Source organism: Streptomyces sp. NPDC005574 (assembly GCF_040605435.1).
Classification (GTDB): domain Bacteria; phylum Actinomycetota; class Actinomycetes; order Streptomycetales; family Streptomycetaceae; genus Streptomyces.
Map to the genome: position 1 here is coordinate 1 of NZ_JBEXCW010000023.1, position 17361 is coordinate 17361.

Annotated in this window: 15 protein-coding genes; 14 read left to right on the forward strand and 1 reads right to left on the reverse strand. The window is 73.6% G+C overall.

Features of this window, described 5'->3' with window-relative positions:
* Positions 1-350: 350 nt before the first annotated feature.
* Positions 351-1283 (forward strand): methionyl-tRNA formyltransferase, encoded by a 933-nt coding sequence (gene fmt / locus ABZT03_RS17410; protein ID WP_356039934.1) that lies wholly within the window; start codon positions 351-353, stop codon positions 1281-1283.
* An 81-nt stretch (positions 1284-1364) separates the two neighbouring features.
* Complete coding sequence (locus tag ABZT03_RS17415; protein WP_356039937.1) at positions 1365-2783, forward strand: transcription antitermination factor NusB; 1419 nt, start codon at positions 1365-1367, stop codon at positions 2781-2783.
* Here the strand turns inward: ABZT03_RS17415 and ABZT03_RS17420 are convergent.
* On the reverse strand, positions 2764-4935 hold the full coding sequence (locus tag ABZT03_RS17420; protein ID WP_356039939.1) for an MMPL family transporter: 2172 nt from the start codon (positions 4933-4935) through the stop codon (positions 2764-2766). The genes ABZT03_RS17415 and ABZT03_RS17420 overlap by 20 nt on opposite strands.
* A 134-nt stretch (positions 4936-5069) precedes the next feature.
* Here ABZT03_RS17420 and rpe point away from each other — a divergent pair, with 134 nt between their 5' ends.
* The 12 genes from rpe (at position 5070) to ABZT03_RS17480 (ending at position 17332) form a co-directional block, all read left to right on the forward strand.
* The gene (rpe, locus tag ABZT03_RS17425; RefSeq protein WP_356039942.1) at positions 5070-5756 is read left to right on the forward strand and encodes a ribulose-phosphate 3-epimerase; all 687 of its coding nucleotides are present in this window, start codon (positions 5070-5072) and stop codon (positions 5754-5756) included.
* A gap of 78 nt (positions 5757-5834) precedes the next feature.
* Positions 5835-6878 carry a sugar-binding domain-containing protein gene (locus ABZT03_RS17430; protein WP_356039944.1) on the forward strand — a complete coding sequence of 348 codons (1044 nt, stop codon included), beginning with the start codon at positions 5835-5837 and terminating at the stop codon, positions 6876-6878.
* 39 nt (positions 6879-6917) lie between these two features.
* On the forward strand, positions 6918-7349 hold the full coding sequence (locus ABZT03_RS17435; RefSeq protein WP_356039947.1) for a ribonuclease domain-containing protein: 432 nt from the start codon (positions 6918-6920) through the stop codon (positions 7347-7349).
* Positions 7346-7684 carry a barstar family protein gene (locus ABZT03_RS17440; RefSeq protein ID WP_356039950.1) on the forward strand — a complete coding sequence of 113 codons (339 nt, stop codon included), beginning with the start codon at positions 7346-7348 and terminating at the stop codon, positions 7682-7684. Before ABZT03_RS17435 ends, ABZT03_RS17440 begins: the two co-directional genes overlap by 4 nt.
* Before the next feature lie 107 nt (positions 7685-7791).
* Positions 7792-9234 (forward strand): GuaB1 family IMP dehydrogenase-related protein, encoded by a 1443-nt coding sequence (locus ABZT03_RS17445; RefSeq protein WP_356039953.1) that lies wholly within the window; start codon positions 7792-7794, stop codon positions 9232-9234.
* Between the two features lie 294 nt (positions 9235-9528).
* On the forward strand, positions 9529-10995 hold the full coding sequence (locus ABZT03_RS17450; protein ID WP_356039956.1) for an amino acid permease: 1467 nt from the start codon (positions 9529-9531) through the stop codon (positions 10993-10995).
* Between the two features lie 10 nt (positions 10996-11005).
* A complete protein-coding gene (locus ABZT03_RS17455) occupies positions 11006-11458 on the forward strand; it encodes an Lrp/AsnC family transcriptional regulator (RefSeq protein WP_356039959.1) in 453 nt (150 codons plus the stop codon).
* A gap of 335 nt (positions 11459-11793) precedes the next feature.
* A complete protein-coding gene (locus tag ABZT03_RS17460; protein WP_356039962.1) occupies positions 11794-12996 on the forward strand; it encodes an MFS transporter in 1203 nt (400 codons plus the stop codon).
* A gap of 119 nt (positions 12997-13115) precedes the next feature.
* A complete protein-coding gene (locus tag ABZT03_RS17465; RefSeq protein WP_356039964.1) occupies positions 13116-15530 on the forward strand; it encodes a nitrate- and nitrite sensing domain-containing protein in 2415 nt (804 codons plus the stop codon).
* Complete coding sequence (locus ABZT03_RS17470; RefSeq protein ID WP_356039967.1) at positions 15520-15996, forward strand: roadblock/LC7 domain-containing protein; 477 nt, start codon at positions 15520-15522, stop codon at positions 15994-15996. Before ABZT03_RS17465 ends, ABZT03_RS17470 begins: the two co-directional genes overlap by 11 nt.
* Positions 15997-16003: 7 nt before the next feature.
* Positions 16004-16384, forward strand: a complete 381-nt coding sequence (locus ABZT03_RS17475) for a DUF742 domain-containing protein (RefSeq protein ID WP_356039970.1) — start codon at positions 16004-16006, stop codon at positions 16382-16384.
* Positions 16385-16543: 159 nt separating this feature from the next.
* Positions 16544-17332, forward strand: coding sequence for a carbon-nitrogen hydrolase family protein (locus ABZT03_RS17480; protein WP_356039973.1), 789 nt, complete (start codon positions 16544-16546; stop codon positions 17330-17332).
* Positions 17333-17361: the final 29 nt, after the last annotated feature.

The window sequence follows — 17361 nt, forward strand, 5'->3', positions numbered from 1 at the left end:
CGCCGTGGCCTGGTCACTGCCGCCACGTGGCCCCGGGCCCGTCACCCGCCGTCCCGCCGTGGCCTGGTCACTGCCGCCACGTGGCCCCGGGCCCGCCACCCGCCGTCCCGCCATCGTCTGCCCACTGCCGCCACGTGGCCCCGGGCCCGTCACCCGCCGTCCCGCCGTGGCCTGGTAACTGCCGCCACGTGGCCCCGGGCCCGCCACCCGCCGTCGGCTTCCCGCCTCGCCGCAAGGGGCCCCGCCTCCCCGCCGGCCGTGCCCTCCGTCGCCGCACCCCTCCCGGGGCGTCGCCATAGACTTGTGCGTCGCCCGACGTCGAAATCCGTCCGAGAGGCCCTGACCCACCCATGAAGCTCGTCTTCGCCGGTACCCCCGAGGTCGCCGTTCCCGCACTGGACGCCCTGATCGCCTCCGGGCGGCACGAGGTGGCCGCCGTCGTCACGCGGCCCGACGCGCCGGCCGGGCGGGGCCGCAGGCTGGTCGCGTCCCCCGTCGCCGAGCGGGCCGAGGAGGCCGGCATCGAGGTGCTGAAGCCGGCCAGGCCGCGGGAGCCGGAGTTCCTGGAGCGGCTCGCGGAGATCGCCCCCGACTGCTGTCCCGTCGTCGCCTACGGGGCCCTGCTGCCGCGCGTCGCCCTCGACATCCCTGCCCACGGCTGGGTCAACCTGCACTTCTCGCTGCTGCCCGCCTGGCGCGGTGCCGCGCCCGTGCAGCACGCCGTCATGGCCGGCGACGAGATCACCGGCGCCTCCACCTTCCTGATCGAGGAGGGCCTCGACTCCGGGCCGGTGTACGGCACGGTGACCGAGCTGATCCGTCCCACCGACACCAGCGGTGACCTGCTGACCCGGCTGGCCTTCGCCGGTTCCGGGCTGCTCGCCGCGACCATGGACGGCATCGAGGACGGCACGCTGAAGGCCGTACCGCAGCCGGCCGACGGCGTCACGCTCGCCCCGAAGATCAGCGTGGAGGACGCCCGGGTCGACTGGGCCGCCCCCGCACTGCGCGTGGACCGGGTGGTGCGGGGCTGCACGCCCGCCCCCGGCGCCTGGACGACCTTCCGCGGTGAGCGGCTCAAGCTCATCCAGGTCGCGCCGGTGACCGGGCGCACGGATCTCGCCCCCGGGCGGCTGTCGGTCGGCAAGAACACCGTGCACGCGGGCACGGGTTCGTACGCCGTCGAGCTGCTGTGGGTGCAGGCGCAGGGCAAGAAGCCGATGAGGGCGGCCGACTGGGCGCGCGGGGCGCGGATCACCGACGAGGAGACCCTCGGCGGCTGACGGCCCCGGCGGGGACCGGCCGGTGACGGGGGCGTCGTACGCTTGGGGGGTATCCCTTCCTGACATCCGGAGCACCTTTCTGTGAGCGACCAGCACCGTCGTCCCCGCAAGCCCGGCAAGCCCTACCGCCGGCCCCAGAAGGACCCCGTCCGCATGCTCGCCTTCGAGGCCCTGCGGGCCGTGGACGAGCGGGACGCGTACGCCAACCTCGTCCTGCCGCCGCTGCTGCGCAAGGCGCGGGAGAGCGGCGACTTCGACGGACGGGACGCCGCGCTGGCCACCGAGCTGGTCTACGGCACGCTGCGGCGGCAGGGGACGTACGACGCGGTCATCGCGGCATGCGTCGACCGGCCGCTGCGGGAGGTCGACCCGCCGGTGCTCGACGTGCTGAGCCTCGGCGCGCACCAGCTGCTCGGCACCCGCATCCCCACGCACGCCGCCGTCTCCGCCTCGGTGGAGCTCGCGAGGGTCGTGCTCGGGGACGGACGCGCCAAGTTCGTCAACGCGGTGCTGCGCAAGGTCGCGCAGCACGACCTCGACGGCTGGCTGGAGAAGGTCGCCCCGCCCTACGAGGACGACCCCGAGGACCACCTCGCCGTAGTGCACTCGCACCCCCGCTGGATCGTCTCCGCGCTGTGGGACTCGCTCGGCGGCGGCCGGGCCGGCATCGAGGACCTGCTGGAGGCCGACAACGAGCGGCCCGAGGTCACCCTGGTGGCCCGGCCGGGCCGCTCCACCGCGGAGGAACTGCTCGGCGAGGAGGCCGCGGTGCCGGGGCGCTGGTCGCCGTACGCCGTGCGGCTCACCGAGGGCGGCGAACCGGGTGCGATCGAGGCCGTACGTGAAGGGCGGGCGGGTGTGCAGGACGAGGGCAGTCAGCTCGTGGCCCTCGCGCTCGCCAACGCGACCCTCGAAGGACCCGACGAGAAGTGGCTCGACGGGTGCGCGGGGCCGGGCGGCAAGGCCGCGCTGCTCGCCGCCCTCGCGGCCGAGCGGGGGGCGGCGCTGCTGGCCTCCGAGAAGCAGCCGCACCGCGCGGGACTGGTGGCCAGGGCTCTGGCCGGCAACCCCGGTCCGTACCAGGTGATCGCCGCCGACGGCACCCGGCCGCCGTGGCGCCCGGGGTCCTTCGACCGGGTGCTGATGGACGTGCCGTGCACGGGCCTCGGGGCCCTGCGCAGGCGGCCCGAGGCGCGCTGGCGGCGCCGCCCCGCCGACCTGGAGGGGTTCGCCCCCTTGCAGCGGGGTCTGCTGACCACGGCTCTGGACTCGGTGCGGGTCGGCGGGATCGTCGGCTACGCGACCTGCTCACCGCACCTCGCCGAGACCCGGGCGGTCGTCGACGACGTGCTCAAGCAGCACCCGGCGGCCGAACTCATCGACGCCCGCCCCTTCATGCCGGACGTACCGGCCCTCGGCGACGGCCCCGACGTACAGCTGTGGCCGCATCTGCACGGGACCGACGCCATGTACCTGGCGCTCATCCGGAGGACTGGCTGACGGGTTTCTCGGCCCGGGCCCTCACGTCCGGGTCGCCGTCCTCGCGGGCGAGGCGGCCGGGCCACCACACCCGGCGGCCCACGTCCAGGAACAGCGACGTGACGAGCACCGACCGTACGACGAAGGTGTCCAGGAGGACGCCGAGGGCGACCGCGAAGCCGATCTCGGCGAAGGCGACCATCGGCAGGGTGGCCAGGGCGGCGAAGGTGCCGGCCAGGACCAGGCCGGCGGAGGTGATGACCGCGCCCGTCGCCGCCAGGCCCGTCACCACGCCCCGGCGGGTGCCCTCGCGGGCCGCCTCCTCGCGGATCCGGGTGGTCAGGAAGATGTTGTAGTCGATCCCCAGGGCCACCAGGAACACGAAGACGAACAGCGGGAAGTCCGTCTGCTCGCCCGCGTAGTCGAAGATGTGCCGGAAGGCGAGCGCGCTCGCGCCCAGCGCGGCCGCGAAGGACAGCACGACCGTGCCGATCAGCAGCAGTGGCGCCACCACGGCACGCAGCAGCGCGGCCAGGATCAGCAGGACGACCGCGAGGACCGCCGGGATGATCACGAGGTTGTCGTGCGTCGTCGCCGCGTCCATGTCGAGCAGGGCCGCGGTGCCGCCGCCCACCTGGGCATCGGCGTCCGGCACGGCGTGCACCGCGTCACGGACGCGCTCCACCGTGTGCTTGGCGGCCTCGCTGTCGGAGGGCGCGGTCATCGTCGCCTCGAAGAGCACCTGGCCGTCGTGCGTGGGTTTCGTGCCCGGCGGGACCGTGAGGCTGCCGGGGACCACGCCCCGCGTCGAGGCGACGGCACGGCGGACCTGGTCGCCCTGCGCCTGGTTGGAGACGATCACCAGTGGATCGCCGCTGCCCGCCGGGAAGTAGCGCGCGGAGACCTGCTGACCGGTGATGGAGTCGGGTTTGCCGGTGAAAGCGTCCGCGTTGGCGATGCCCTCGGCGCGCAGTTGCAGCAGGCCGAGGGAGAGGACGGCCAGCGCCAGCGCGGTGCCGGCCCAGACGACCCGCGGCCGGCCGGACATCCGGCGGCCCGCGCGGGCCCACACGCCCCGCTCGGTCGGGTCGGGCGACCCGGAGTGCGGGATCGACGGCCAGAAGATCCAGCGGCCGCAGATCAGCAGCAGCGCCGGGAAAAGGGTGAGCATGGCGAGCAGGGCGACGGCCACGCCGATCGCGGCGACCGGGCCGAGGCCCCGCGTCGAGTTCATCTCGGCGGCCAGCAGCACCAGCATGCTCAGGACGACCGTCGCCCCGGAGGCCAGCACGGCCGGGCCGGCGCGGTGCAGGGCGAGGGCCATCGCCTCGTGCCGGTCCTCGTGCCGGCGCAGCTCCTCGCGGTAGCGGGCGACCAGGAGGAGGGCGTAGTCGGTGCCCGCGCCGAAGACCAGGACGGTGAGGATGCCCGCGCTCTGCCCGTTGACCGTCAGGCCCGCGTGCTGGGCGAGCAGATAGATCAGTGCCTGTGCCGTGAACAGCGAGGCGATCACACCGAGCAGGGGCACGATGATCAGGGTCGGACTTCGGAAGGTGAGCAGCAGCATCACGATCACGACGCCCATGGCCGAGAGCAGCAGGGTCGAGTCGATGCCCTCGAACGCCTTGGAGAAGTCGGCGGAGGTGCCGCCGGGCCCGGTGACGTGGACGGCGAGCCCGGTCGCGCTCGCTGCGGTCAGGTTCCGGATGGAGTCGACGGCGGGGGCGATCTCCTTCCAGCCCTTCGCGTCCATGGTGATCGGCACGTAGATCTGGGCGGCCCGCGGTGCCGGCCGCCGGTCGTAGACGGGGCCGCGCGTCTCGGTGCCGCGGACGCCGTGGGCGGTCAGCTGCCTGATCTGCGCCGCGTCCGCGGCGATCCGCTGCCGGTCCTGGACGGTGAGGCCACCCTCGCGGGCGTAGACGACGACGGCCGGGATCTGTTCCGGCCTGAACTCGTTCGCCGTGCGCAGGACCTGGGTGGACTCCGCGGAGCCCGGCAGCCAGGAGGCCGCGTCGTTGTCCTGGGCGTCGCCGAGTTTCTGCGCGAGGGGCGCGGCGACCACGAGCACCACCAGCCACAGGGCGACGATCAGCCACTTGCTGCGGTGCCCGGTCACGAATCCGATGAGTCCCTGGCGCACATGGCGCCCGTGGTCCCTGCCGTCCGTCATGGCCACCCCCGTAGCCTCAGCCGCACATGATGAGCCGCCCAGCATGGCAGGTGCGGGCCCTGTGGAACATCCGATGAACGGCCCAGGTACGGACCGGCGCGAACAAACGTGCTCGGACATGGGAGGCTTGGGTCATGGCCGCGCAGATCAACCCCAGCATTCTGTCCGCCGACTTCGCCCGCCTCGCGGACGAGGCGCAGGCGGTCGGTGGAGCCGACTGGCTTCATGTCGACGTCATGGACAACCATTTCGTCCCGAACCTCACGCTCGGGGTGCCGGTCGTAGAGTCACTGGCCCGTGCGACGGACACTCCGCTGGACTGCCATCTGATGATCGAGGCCCCTGATCGGTGGGCGCCCCAGTACGTCGAGGCGGGGGCCGGTTCCGTCACGTTCCACGTCGAGGCGGCCGCCGCTCCGGTCAGGCTGGCCAGGGAGATCCGGGCCAAGGGCGCCCGCGCCTCCATGGCGTTGAAGCCGGCCACGCCCATCGAGCCGTACGAGGATCTGCTACCCGAACTCGACATGCTGCTGATCATGACGGTCGAGCCCGGCTTCGGCGGACAGGCGTTCCTCGACATCATGCTGCCGAAGATTCGCCGCACCCGCGAGTTGATCAGCAAGCACGGTCTGGAGCTGTGGCTCCAGGTCGACGGCGGGGTCTCGGCCACCACGATCGAGCGGTGCGCCGAGGCGGGGGCCGACGTCTTCGTGGCGGGATCGGCGGTCTACGGCGCGTCCGACCCGGCCGAGGCGGTACGTGCACTGCGCACGCAGGCGGAGGCGGCCACCGCCAAGGCGTCCTGGGCGTGCGACCACTGACTGACAGGAATGTGAACGGCTCTCGTCCGGGCCGATCAAGTGCGCCGGATCTGCGAGGATGAACGGCGTATCCAGAGTGTGAACAGCAGTGAGGAGATGGCCGTGTCGGGTATGTCGGCGGGCCGGTCAGCCATGCGGATGGGACCCGCTGAGCTGGTCCAGGCGGCGGCCATGGCCCGCCGCTTCTATCTCGAGGGCAAGTCCAAGATCCAGATCGCCGAGGAGTTCGGCGTCAGCCGCTTCAAGGTGGCCCGGGTCCTGGAGACCGCTCTCGAACGCGATCTCGTACGCATCGAGATCCGCGTGCCGGCCGAGCTGGACGCGGACCGCTCGGACGCGCTCCGGGCCCGCTACGGCCTGCGGCACGCCGTGGTGGTCGAGTCCCCGGCCGAGGCCGAGGAGACACCGGACCCCGAGAACCTGGGGGAGGTGGCGGCCGACCTGCTCGGCGAACTGGTCAACGAGGGCGACATCCTGGGTCTGGCCTGGGGCCGGTCGACCATCCACATGGCGGCCGCCCTCGACCGGCTGCCGCCGTGCACGGTGGTGCAGCTCACCGGGGTCTACGACGCCGGAACCGCCGAGCGCGGCTCCGTCGAGGCCGTTCGCCGCGCGGCCCAGGTGTCGGGCGGCGACGCGCACCCCATCTACGCGCCGATGCTGCTGCCGGACGCGGCCACCGCGGCCGCGCTGCGCAACCAGACCGGTATCGCCCGGGCCTTCGAGTACTTCGACAAGGTCACCGTCGCCTGCGTCTCCATCGGCTCCTGGGAGCCGGGCATCTCGACGGTGCACGACATGCTCAGCGACGAGGAGCGCGCGCACTACGCCTCGCTCGGGGTCGCCGCCGAGATGTCCGCGCACCTCTTCGACGTGGAGGGCCGCCGGGTCGGCCGGGACCTGGGCGAGCGGTGCATCACCGTGAAGACCGACCAGCTCCGCCGGGTCCCCGAGGTCGTGGCGATCGCGGGCGGCCAGCGCAAGGCGCCGGCGATCGACGCGGTGCTGCGCTCCGGGCTGGTCACCAGCCTGGTGACGGACACCTCGGCCGCGGACTACCTGCTGACGGCGGGGCCCACACCCCGGCCGTCGCTCAACCGGGCGGACCCCGACGGGCCCTGACGGTGCGTCAGAAGGGGGCGGCCGTGACAGCATCGGCGCATGGTGTCACGGTCCGTCCCCCGGGTGTTCGCCGGTGTCCTCGTCTGTCTCGCCGTCCTGCTGGCGGCCTGTTCGCCGTCGGGGACCGGTGGCTCAGCACCGCGGAGCGGCACCCCGGCCGGCGCGAGTGCCGCCGCCCCCTCGTGGGCCGGGGGCCTGGCCGTCGTCGAGGCGTCCCGGCTCCCCGCCGAGGCCCGGCGGACACTCCGGCTCATCGATGAGGGAGGCCCGTTCCCCTACGCCCGGGACGGCGTCGTGTTCGGCAACTTCGAGCGGCTGCTGCCCGCCCGGGAGCGGGGTTACTACCACGAGTACACCGTCCCGACCCCCGGCTCACGGGACCGCGGGGCCCGCCGCCTGGTCACCGGCCGCGGCGGCGAGACCTACTACACCGACGATCACTACGACTCGTTCAGGGCGGTCCTGAGATGACGCGACGCGTGCTGCCGCTCGACCTCGCCGGGGTCACCGACAAGGCCGGTCTGATGGACCGCTGCGCCCGCGCCCTGGACCTGCCCGGCTGGTTCGGCCGCAACTGGGACGCGCTGGCCGACAGCCTCGGCGACCCCGCCCGCTGGCCCGAGGGCGCCGACGAGGACGGGCTGCTGATCGTCGTGCACAACTGGCGGCCCTACGCGGAGGTGCGCCCGGACGAATGGGAGACCGCCCAGGAGGTGTTCGCCGAGGCGGCGGGCCGGACACCGGCGCTGACGGTGGCCCTCGCCCTTGGAGGTTCCTCCCAGGGCCCCTCTGACCTGCCTGGATGAAGCTACCGGGCAGCGCGTTCCGGCCGCCGTGGGACAATGAAGCACGTGCTCTTCCCCCTGGCTGACCTGTCCGGGGGTCACCTCTGATCGACTGGGATGTGCGGCACGTGCGTTTCCTCAATGACATCCAGCCCCCGTACGACCTCACGTACGACGACGTGTTCATGGTCCCCAACCGCAGCGCCGTCGGCTCGCGGCAGGGCGTGGACCTCGGCTCCCCGGACGGCACGGGCACCACGATCCCCCTGGTCGTCGCCAACATGACCGCCATCGCCGGCCGCCGGATGGCCGAGACCGTGGCCCGGCGCGGCGGCCTCGTGGTCATCCCGCAGGACATTCCGATCGAGGTCGTCACCGACGTCGTCACCTGGGTGAAGAGCCGCCACCACGTCCTCGACACCCCGATCGTGCTAGCCCCGCACCAGACCGTCGCCGACGCCCTGGCCCTGCTGCCCAAGCGCGCCCACAACGCGGGGGTCGTCGTCGACGAGGAGCACCGGCCCGTCGGTGTCGTCACCGACCGGGACCTCACCGGCGTCGACCGCTTCACCCAGCTCGCCGAGGTCATGTCCCGCGACCTGCTGCTGCTCGACGCGGACATCGACCCGCGCGAGGCCTTCAACCGGCTCGACGGCGCCAACCGCCGCTACGCCCCCGCCGTGGACGCCGACGGCCGCCTGGCCGGCATCCTCACCCGCAAGGGCGCCCTGCGCGCCACGCTGTACACGCCGGCCGTCGACGCGCGGGGCAAGCTGCGGATCGCCGCCGCCGTCGGCATCAACGGCGACGTCGCCGGCAAGGCCAAGCAACTGCTCGACGCGGGCGTGGACACGCTCGTCATCGACACCGCCCACGGGCACCAGGAGTCGATGATCAGCGCGGTCAGGCTGGTGCGCGCGCTCGACCCGCAGGTGCCGATCGCGGCCGGCAACATCGTCGCCGCCGAGGGCGTGCGGGATCTGGTCGAGGCCGGCGCGGACATCATCAAGGTCGGGGTGGGCCCCGGCGCCATGTGCACCACGCGCATGATGACCGGCGTGGGCCGGCCGCAGTTCTCCGCCGTCCTGGAGTGCGCCGCCGAGGCGAAGAAGTACGGCAAGCACGTGTGGGCCGACGGCGGGGTCCGCCACCCGCGCGACGTCGCGATGGCGCTCGCGGCCGGCGCCTCCAACGTGATGGTCGGTTCCTGGTTCGCCGGCACCTACGAGTCGCCCGGCGACCTCCAGCAGGACGCCGACGGACGGCTCTACAAGGAGTCGTTCGGCATGGCGTCCTCGCGTGCCGTGCGCAACCGCACCTCCGACGAGTCGGCGTACGACCGGGCCCGCAAGGCGCTGTTCGAGGAGGGCATCTCCACCTCCCGGATGTTCCTCGACCCGGCCCGCCCGGGCGTCGAGGACCTGATCGACTCGATCATCGCGGGCGTCCGCTCCTCCTGCACCTACGCCGGAGCGGGCTCCCTGGAGGAGTTCGCGGACAAGGCCGTCGTCGGTGTCCAGAGCGCGGCCGGCTACGCGGAGGGCAAGCCGCTGCACGCCAGCTGGACCTGATCCGCACCCCGTCGGACGGCCCCGGCGCCCGAGGGCACCGGGGCCCTCCGCATGCCCCGGCGGCCACCCGTGCCACGGCCGGAGACCCGTGCGCAACGAATGCCCCGGCCGCCGGACAGGAACGCAAGGATCTTGCGGACACGCGCAAGGTTGCTGCATTACGACCGCGACGCCCCTGCTCATAGGGTCAGGCGCTGTACTGGTGTGGCGGGGACCCCGCTCGGCGGGTCCCCGTTCCCGGGTGATGCCGCAGGTCCCCGCCGCCCCGCGAGGCAGCGACGAAGGAGTCAACGCGTGCTCGACCAAGGCGCACCCCCGCACGACAGCAGCCGGACGGCCCCCGCGTCCCCGGGCCTCGGCGCGCGCCTCATGCGCCGCAAACCCGTGGAACGCCTGGTCGCCGAGGGCGGCCAGGGCGAGGGCGGAAGCCTGCGGCGCTCCCTCGGACTGTGGCAGCTCACCATGATCAGCATCGGTGCCACCCTCGGCACCGGCATCTTCGTGGTCCTCGGCGAGGCCGTCCCCAAGGCCGGCCCGGCCGTCACCCTCTCCTTCGTGATCGCCGGTCTGACGGCCCTGTTCTCCGCCCTGTCCTACGCCGAGCTGGCCGGCACCATCCCGGTGGCCGGCTCCTCCTACTCGTACGCCTACGCAACGATGGGCGAACTCATCGCCTGGATCTGCGGCTGGTGCCTGGTCCTGGAGTACGGCGTCTCGGTCGCCGCCGTCGCGGTCGGCTGGGGCGAGTACCTGAACGAACTGCTCGACGGGACCCTCGGCGTCACCATCCCCGACGCGCTGTCCGCCCCGCCCGGCGACGGCGGGATATTCAACCTGCCCGCGCTGATCGTCGTCCTGCTCGCGATGACCTTCCTGCTGGGCGGCGCCCGCGAGTCCGCCCGCGCCAACACGATCATGGTCGCCGTGAAGATCGCCGCGCTCGTGCTGTTCTGCGCGATCGGCGTCCAGGGCTTCCGCTCCGGCAACTACGCGCACTTCATGCCGCTCGGCATGGCCGGCGTCAGCGCGGCCGGCGCGACCCTCTTCTTCTCCTACATCGGCTTCGACGCCGCCTCCACGGCCGGCGAGGAGGCCAAGAACGCGCAGCGCGACCTGCCCCGCGCCATCATGCTGTCGCTGGTCATCGTCACCGCGCTGTACGTCCTGGTCGCGGCCGTCGCCGTCGGCGCCAGGCCGTGGCAGCAGTTCGGCGACTCCCATGCCGCCCTCGCCCAGATCATGCGGGACGTCACCGGGCAGACCTTCTGGGGCACCCTGCTGGCCGCCTGCGCGGTCATCGCCATCGCCAGCGTCGTGCTGACCGTGCTCTACGGCCAGACCCGCATCCTGTTCGCCATGGCCCGGGACGGCCTGGTGCCCAAGGTCTTCGCGAAGGTCCACCCGAAGACCGGCGCTCCCCGGGCCAACACCGTGATCGTCTCGCTGTTCTGCGGGGTCCTGGCCGCCGCGATCCCGCTCGGTCAGCTGGCCGACGCCACCAGCATCGGCACCCTGTTCGCCTTCGGACTGGTCAACATCGCGGTCGTGGTGCTGCGCCGCACGCGCCCCGACATGCCCCGCACCTTCCGGGTGCCGCTCTCCCCGGTCCTGCCCGCGCTGGGTCTCGCGCTCTGCGTGTGGATGATGGGCAGTCTGTCCACCGTAACCTGGGTGGTCTTCGGGATCTGGATGGCCGTCGGGCTCGTGTTCTACTTCGGTTACGGCCACCGCCGTTCCCGACTCGCCACTCCAGAGAAGTGAACCGCCCGCAGTGCTGAACCAGCTCGACGAACGCATCGTGCACGCCCTCGCCGAGGACGCCCGCCGCTCCTACGCGGACATCGGGCAGATCGTCGGCCTGTCCGCGCCGGCCGTGAAGCGGCGCGTGGACCGGCTGCGGGCCACGGGGGCGATCACCGGCTTCACCGTACGGGTCGACCCTTCCGCCCTCGGCTGGGAGACCGAGGGGTTCGTCGAGATCTACTGCCGGCACAACACCTCGCCGGAGACCATCCGGCGGGGCCTGGAGCGCTACCAGGAGGTCGTGGCCGCGTCCACCGTCACCGGTGACGCGGACGCGGTCGTCCAGGTCTTCGCCTCCGACATGCGGCACTTCGAGCGGGTGCTGGAGCGGATCGCGGGCGAGCCGTTCGTCGAACGCACCAAGTCCGTACTGGTGCTGTCCCCGCTGCTCCGCCGCTTCTCGTCGGGGTCGCCGACCTGAGACGGGGTGGGGCCGGGGGGCGGCCGACCGGGGGCCGTTCTGCCAGGGCCCGACGCCGCCGGGACGTGCTTCCGCCGGTCGACGGTCGCAGGTTGGCTGGTCCGCTGGTCCGCTGGTCCGCTGGTCCGCCGGTCCGCCCGTGCGGCCGTCTGTCCGGACGTGCCCTCGCCGGCCCACCGCCCCCGGCCGCCCCGCCATTTCGCTGGCCGCACACCCCCGCCCCCGCCTAGCATCGTCGGTATGACCTGGCGACATTGATTCCCCAGCCGTGCCTCCCGAGGGCCGCCTCGGACGCCGTACCCCCGGCATCCGATCCGTCCCTGCGGGAAGGCCCCATGACACTCTCACCCCCACGTGTGCCCACTGCCGGTGTCCGACGGCTCACGGCCACGCTGTACGGCTACGCGTTCCTCGACGACTTCGTGCTGCTCTACCCGGTGTACGCGCTGCTGTTCAGCGACACCGGTCTGTCCCTGTGGCAGATCTCCTCCCTCTTCGCCCTGTGGTCCGTCACCGGCGTGCTGCTGGAGGTCCCCTCCGGTGTCTGGGCCGACGCGGTGTCCCGCCGGCTGCTGCTGTGGCTGGGCCCGCTGCTCACGGCCGTCGGCTTCGCACTGTGGGTACTCGTCCCGTCCTACTGGTCCTTCGCCGTGGGCTTCGTGCTGTGGGGAGCGAGGGGGGCGCTCGGTTCCGGGGCCCTGGAGGCGCTGGTCTACGACGAACTGGAGCGGCTCGGCGCGGCCGGACGGTACGCGGGCGTCATGGGCCGTGCCCGGGCGGCGGGACTGGTCGCCGTGATGGCGGCGACCGGACTGGCCGGGCCGGTGTTCGGCTGGGGCGGCTATCCGGCCGTGGGCGCCGCCAGCGTGCTGGCCTGTCTGCTGACCGCCGCCGTCGCGACCCGGTTCACCGAGCAGCGGTCGAAGGCCGCCGCGGGCGACCACTGGACGGCGACCCTGCGGTCCGGTGTCGCCGTGGCCCGCCGTGACCGCTCCGTGCGCGGGGCCCTCCTGCTCGTGCCGGCCGTCGCCGCGGTGTGGGGCGCGCTCGACGAATACACCCCGTTGCTGGTCCGGGAGACCGGCGTGGCGGACGGAACGGTCCCGTATCTGCTCCTGCTGATCTGGGCCTGCGCCACCGCCGGGAGCCTGCTGGCAGGTCCGGCCGAGCGGCTCGGCCGGCGAGGACTGGCCTGGCTGCTCGCGGCCGCCGCGCTCGCCCTGGCCGCCGGCGGTCTCGCTGACACGCCCGCGGGCATCGGCCTGGTGGCGGTCGCGTTCGGCGGCTTCCAGCTGGCCGAGGTGCTCGCCGACGTCCGCCTCCAGCGGCGGATCGACGCAACCGGCCGGGCGACGCTCACCTCGGTCGCGGGCCTGGGCACCGAGCTGACCACGGTCCTCGTGTACGGCGTCTACGCGGCGATCGGCACCCGGGCCGGGCACGGCACCACCTTCGCGGTGCTCGCCGTCCCGTACCTGGCGACCGCGCTGCTGCTGGCGGTACGGCGGCCATTGCGGTCCCGGTGCGAGGTCCCGTAGGTTGTGCGGCATTCGCTACCAGCGGGTAACACCGGTGAGTAACCGGCGTTGCGCGCTGCCGCCCGCACGTCCTGTCGCGATCGTCCGCCACCCGATCGCCCTGTCGCCCTGGGGAGAGCATGCGCCGGCCCATCGGCCGTCCCACCACGGTCCGCGCCCGGATCGTGGCCCTCGCGCTCGCTCCGGCGATCGCCCTGATGGGCCTGTGGAGCTTCGCCATGGTGTCCGTCACGGGCGAACTGCGCGCCCTCATCAGGCTGCAGAGCGTCTACGACGACTTCGGCACCCCCGTCGACACGGCGGTCGGGCAGATCCAGATCGAACGGCGGCTCGCGGCCGCCTACCTGGGCACCGGCGCCGGGAGGGATACGGCGCCGGCCACCGTGCTGCTGGCGCAGCAGCGCCGTACGGACCGGGCGACCGGCGCCCTGCGGACCGCGATCCGGGACGGTGACCGCGAGCGGCTCTCCGGCCGGCAGCGGCAGGCCCTCGACGCCATGCTCGCCGGCGTGGACGCACTGGGAGGGCTGCGCGGACGGGTGCTGGCCCGGAGCATCTCGTGGGACAGCGCGGTGGCGGAGTACAGCGCCCTCGTGGAGCCGGGCTTCGACGTCCCGTCCGCGCTCACCGCCCTGCAGGCCGGCCGGCTGGCCCGGGAGGCCCAGGTCGTCGTGGAGCTGGTCCGGGTACGGGAGTTCGTCTCCCGCGAGGACGCGCTCGTCACGGGCGCCCGGGCCGCCGGCACCCTGACCGACCGTCAGTACGACACGCTCACCGCCACGGTCGAGGACCGCCGGGTCTTCGAGCGGACCTACGTCCCCGACCTCCCCGCGGACTCCCGGGCACTGTTCACCGCGTTCCAGCACGGCTCGCTGCACCGGGAGTTGGAGGGCGGCGAGGACGCGCTGCTGCGGGCCGGCGCCGACCGCGCGGGCGAGGCGGTCGGGGCCGAATCCTGGCGCACCACCACCGACCGGGCGGTCAGGCAGTACATGCTGCTGTGCACCCGGGCGGCGAAGAACTCCGCCGAGCGCGGACGGGAGTTCGCCTACCGGGAACTGACCGTGGCCGTCGTGGCGGGGACGCTCGGGCTGGCCGCGGTGGCCGTGTCGCTCTGGTTCGCCGTGCGGGGCGCCCGCCGTATATCCCGCCGGCTGGAGAGCCTGCGGGACGCGGCCGATCTGCTGGCCACCCGGCAACTCCCCGATGTCATGCGCCGGTTGAGCGCGGGCGAGGAGGTGGACGCGGTGGCGGAGGCGCCGCCCCTCGCCGACGGCGAGGCGGGCTGCGACGAGATCGGTGACGTCGGCCGCTCCTTCAACACCGCCCGGCTCGCCGCCGTGGAGGCCGCGGTCAAGCAGGCCATGCTGCGGCGCGGGCTGTTCGCGGTGCTCCTGAACATCGCCCGCCGCAACCAGGCGCTCGTGCACCGCCAGTTGAAGCTCGTGGACCGGCTGGAGCGGCGCACGGACGATCCGGACCTGCTGCGGCAGCTGTTCCACGTCGACCATCTCACCACCCGGATGCGGCGGCACGCGGAGAGCCTGATCATCCTGTCCGGAGCGGCGCCCGGCCGCAGATGGCGGCGCCCGGTGCCGGTCGGGGACGTCGTGTCCTCGGCGGTGGGCGAGATCGAGGACTACACGCGGGTGGAGGTCCCGCCGATGGAGCGGGTGGGCATCGCCGCGGACGCGGTGGCCGACGTCGTCCACTTGGTCGCCGAACTCCTGGAGAACGCCACGACGTTCTCCCCGCCCCGCACCCGGGTGACCCTGCGCACGGGCCGGGCCGGCGGCGGCTTCGTCCTGGAGATCGACGACCGGGGCCTGGGCCTGGACGCCGACCGCGCCGAGGAGGCCCGGCGCACCCTCACCGCCCCCGACGAGTTCGACCCCACCCGGCACGACCGGCTCGGCCTGTACGTTGTCGGCCGTCTCGCCGCCCGCCACGGCATCGGGGTCACCCTGTGCCGATCACCGTACGGCGGCACCACAGCGGTGGTGCTGCTGCCCGACCGGGTACTGGCGGAGGTGGACGGCGACCCCGGGCGCGGGCAGGGCGAGGGGACGGCGGCCACTGCCGGCCCCGCCCCACGCACCCCGACCCCTTCACGGCGTGAGACGCCCGCCGACCGCACGGCCGGAGTCCCCGGAGTTCCCGGAGCCGCCTGGTCGCCGCAAGCCCCCGGAGCCGAGCACGGCCCCACCCCGCCCCCCGCCCTCCCCACTCGGACCCGCAGGACCGCCCTCTCCGCCGTCCGCCCCACCGAGGACCCGTCCGCGAGCGAGCCGCCCGCCCGCGACCTCACCCCCGAAGAGGTGCGCGCCGTGTTCGGCGCCTTCCAGCGGGGCCTGGACCGCGGCCGCAGGGGCCTGCCCACGGGCCCCGGCGCCTCAGCCGTGGAGCAGGACACCGGAGCCGTGGAGCAGGACATCCCAGCCGTACAGCAGGACACCCGAGTCGTACGACAGGGCACCCCAGCCGTGCGGCAGACCGACACCGAGCGAGGGACGGACGCCGACGATGCCCAGTGACGACCGCAATCCGGAGGCACCGGCACCGGAACCGGTCTCCGTCGCCGAACCGGCGGACGCGCAGCCCGGTACGGATCTCGGCTGGCTGCTCGACGATCTCGTGGCCAGGACCGGACAGGTCCGCCAGGCCGTGCTGCTGACCGGCGACGGCCTCCCGCTGAGCGCCTCGGACGGCATGCGGGCCCGGGACGTGGAGCACCTCGCCGCCGTCTGCTCCGGCTTCCACGGCCTCGCCCGTTCTGCCGGTGAGCGGTTCGGGGCCGGGCAGGTGCGGCAGACGATGGTCATGCTCGACGACGCCTACCTGTTCATCACCCCGGCGGGCGCGGGCAGCCGGCTGGCCGTGCTGAGCGAGGCCGGCACCGACGTGGGCCAGCTCGCCCACGAGATGGCCCTGCTGGTCCGCCGGCTCGGCCGGCACCTGGACGCCACCGCGCGGTCGGCCGCCGGCCCGCACGGTCCATGAACCGGCCGTGAGCGACGACCACTGGTACGAGGACGAGACCGGCCCGATGGTGCGCCCGTACACGGTGACGCGGGGCCGGACCCGGCCCGCCGCCGGGCACACCGTCGACCTGATGTCGCAGGTCACGGCCGTGAGCACGGAGGCGGAGCCGGCCGGAGTGGACCACGCCGGGGCGGCTCTGCTCGACCTGGTGCGCCGCGGCCCCCGCCCGGTCGTCGAGCTCGCCGCGGACGCCGACCTGCCACTGACCGTCGTACGCGTGCTGCTCGGTGACCTGGCCGAGGCCGGTCTGGTCCGTATCGGGGAGCCGCGGCGCACCCCGCCGGGCGGGCCGGCGGCCGACCCGGGGCTGCTGCGGGAGATCATCGAGCGGCTGCGCCGGATCTGAGTCCCGGCGCCGCGCGAGCCGCGCAACGAATCGCCGCCGGGGCCCCGGCGCACGCAACGTTCCGCGCACCGGCGCGCAACGGCTCCCGCTTGTCCGGCCGAGCGCGCCGACCGTACCGTCTAGGTGACCCCCAACCTTTCGTCCCGGTGAGGAACACGCATGCGCACCGCCCTGCTCCAGAGCTCCGGCCGCCCCGGCTCCGTCGCCGCGAACCTCAAGGTTCTCGACGAGGCCGCGGGCCGGGCCGCCGCCGCGGGCGCCGGGCTGATCGCCGCGCCGGAGATGTTCCTGACCGGCTACGCGATCGGCGACGACATCGCCCGCCTGGCCGAGCCCGCCGACGGCGAGGCGGCGGACGCGATCGCCGAACTCGCCGCCCGGCACCGCATCGCCGTCGCCTACGGCTATCCCGAACGGGCCGGCGGACGCGTCCACAACTCCGCCCAGCTGATCTCCGCCGACGGCACCCGCCTGGCGAACTACCGCAAGACCCACCTCTTCGGCGGCTTCGAGCGCGACCACTTCACCCCGGGCACGACGCCGGTCGTGCAGGCCGAACTCGACGGCTTCCGCGTCGGCCTGATGATCTGCTACGACGTGGAGTTCCCGGAGAACGTCCGCGCCCACGCCCTCGCCGGCACCGACCTCCTGGTGGTGCCGACCGCGCAGATGCACCCGTTCCAGTTCGTCGCCGAGTCGGTCGTACCGGTGCGCGCCTTCGAGAACCAGATGTACGTCGCGTACGTCAACCGGGTCGGTCAGGAAGGGGAGTTCGAGTTCGTCGGCCTCTCCACGCTGGCCGGCCCCGACGGCGTGGCCCGCACCCGCGCCGGACGCGCCGAGGAACTCCTTTTCGCCGACGCCGATCCGGTCCTGCTCGCGGCCTCCCGCGAGGGGAACCCGTATCTGAAGGACCGCCGCCCCGGCCTCTACGGGTCCCTGATCTGACCTCCGCGCCCCACCTCCCCCCGCTTTCC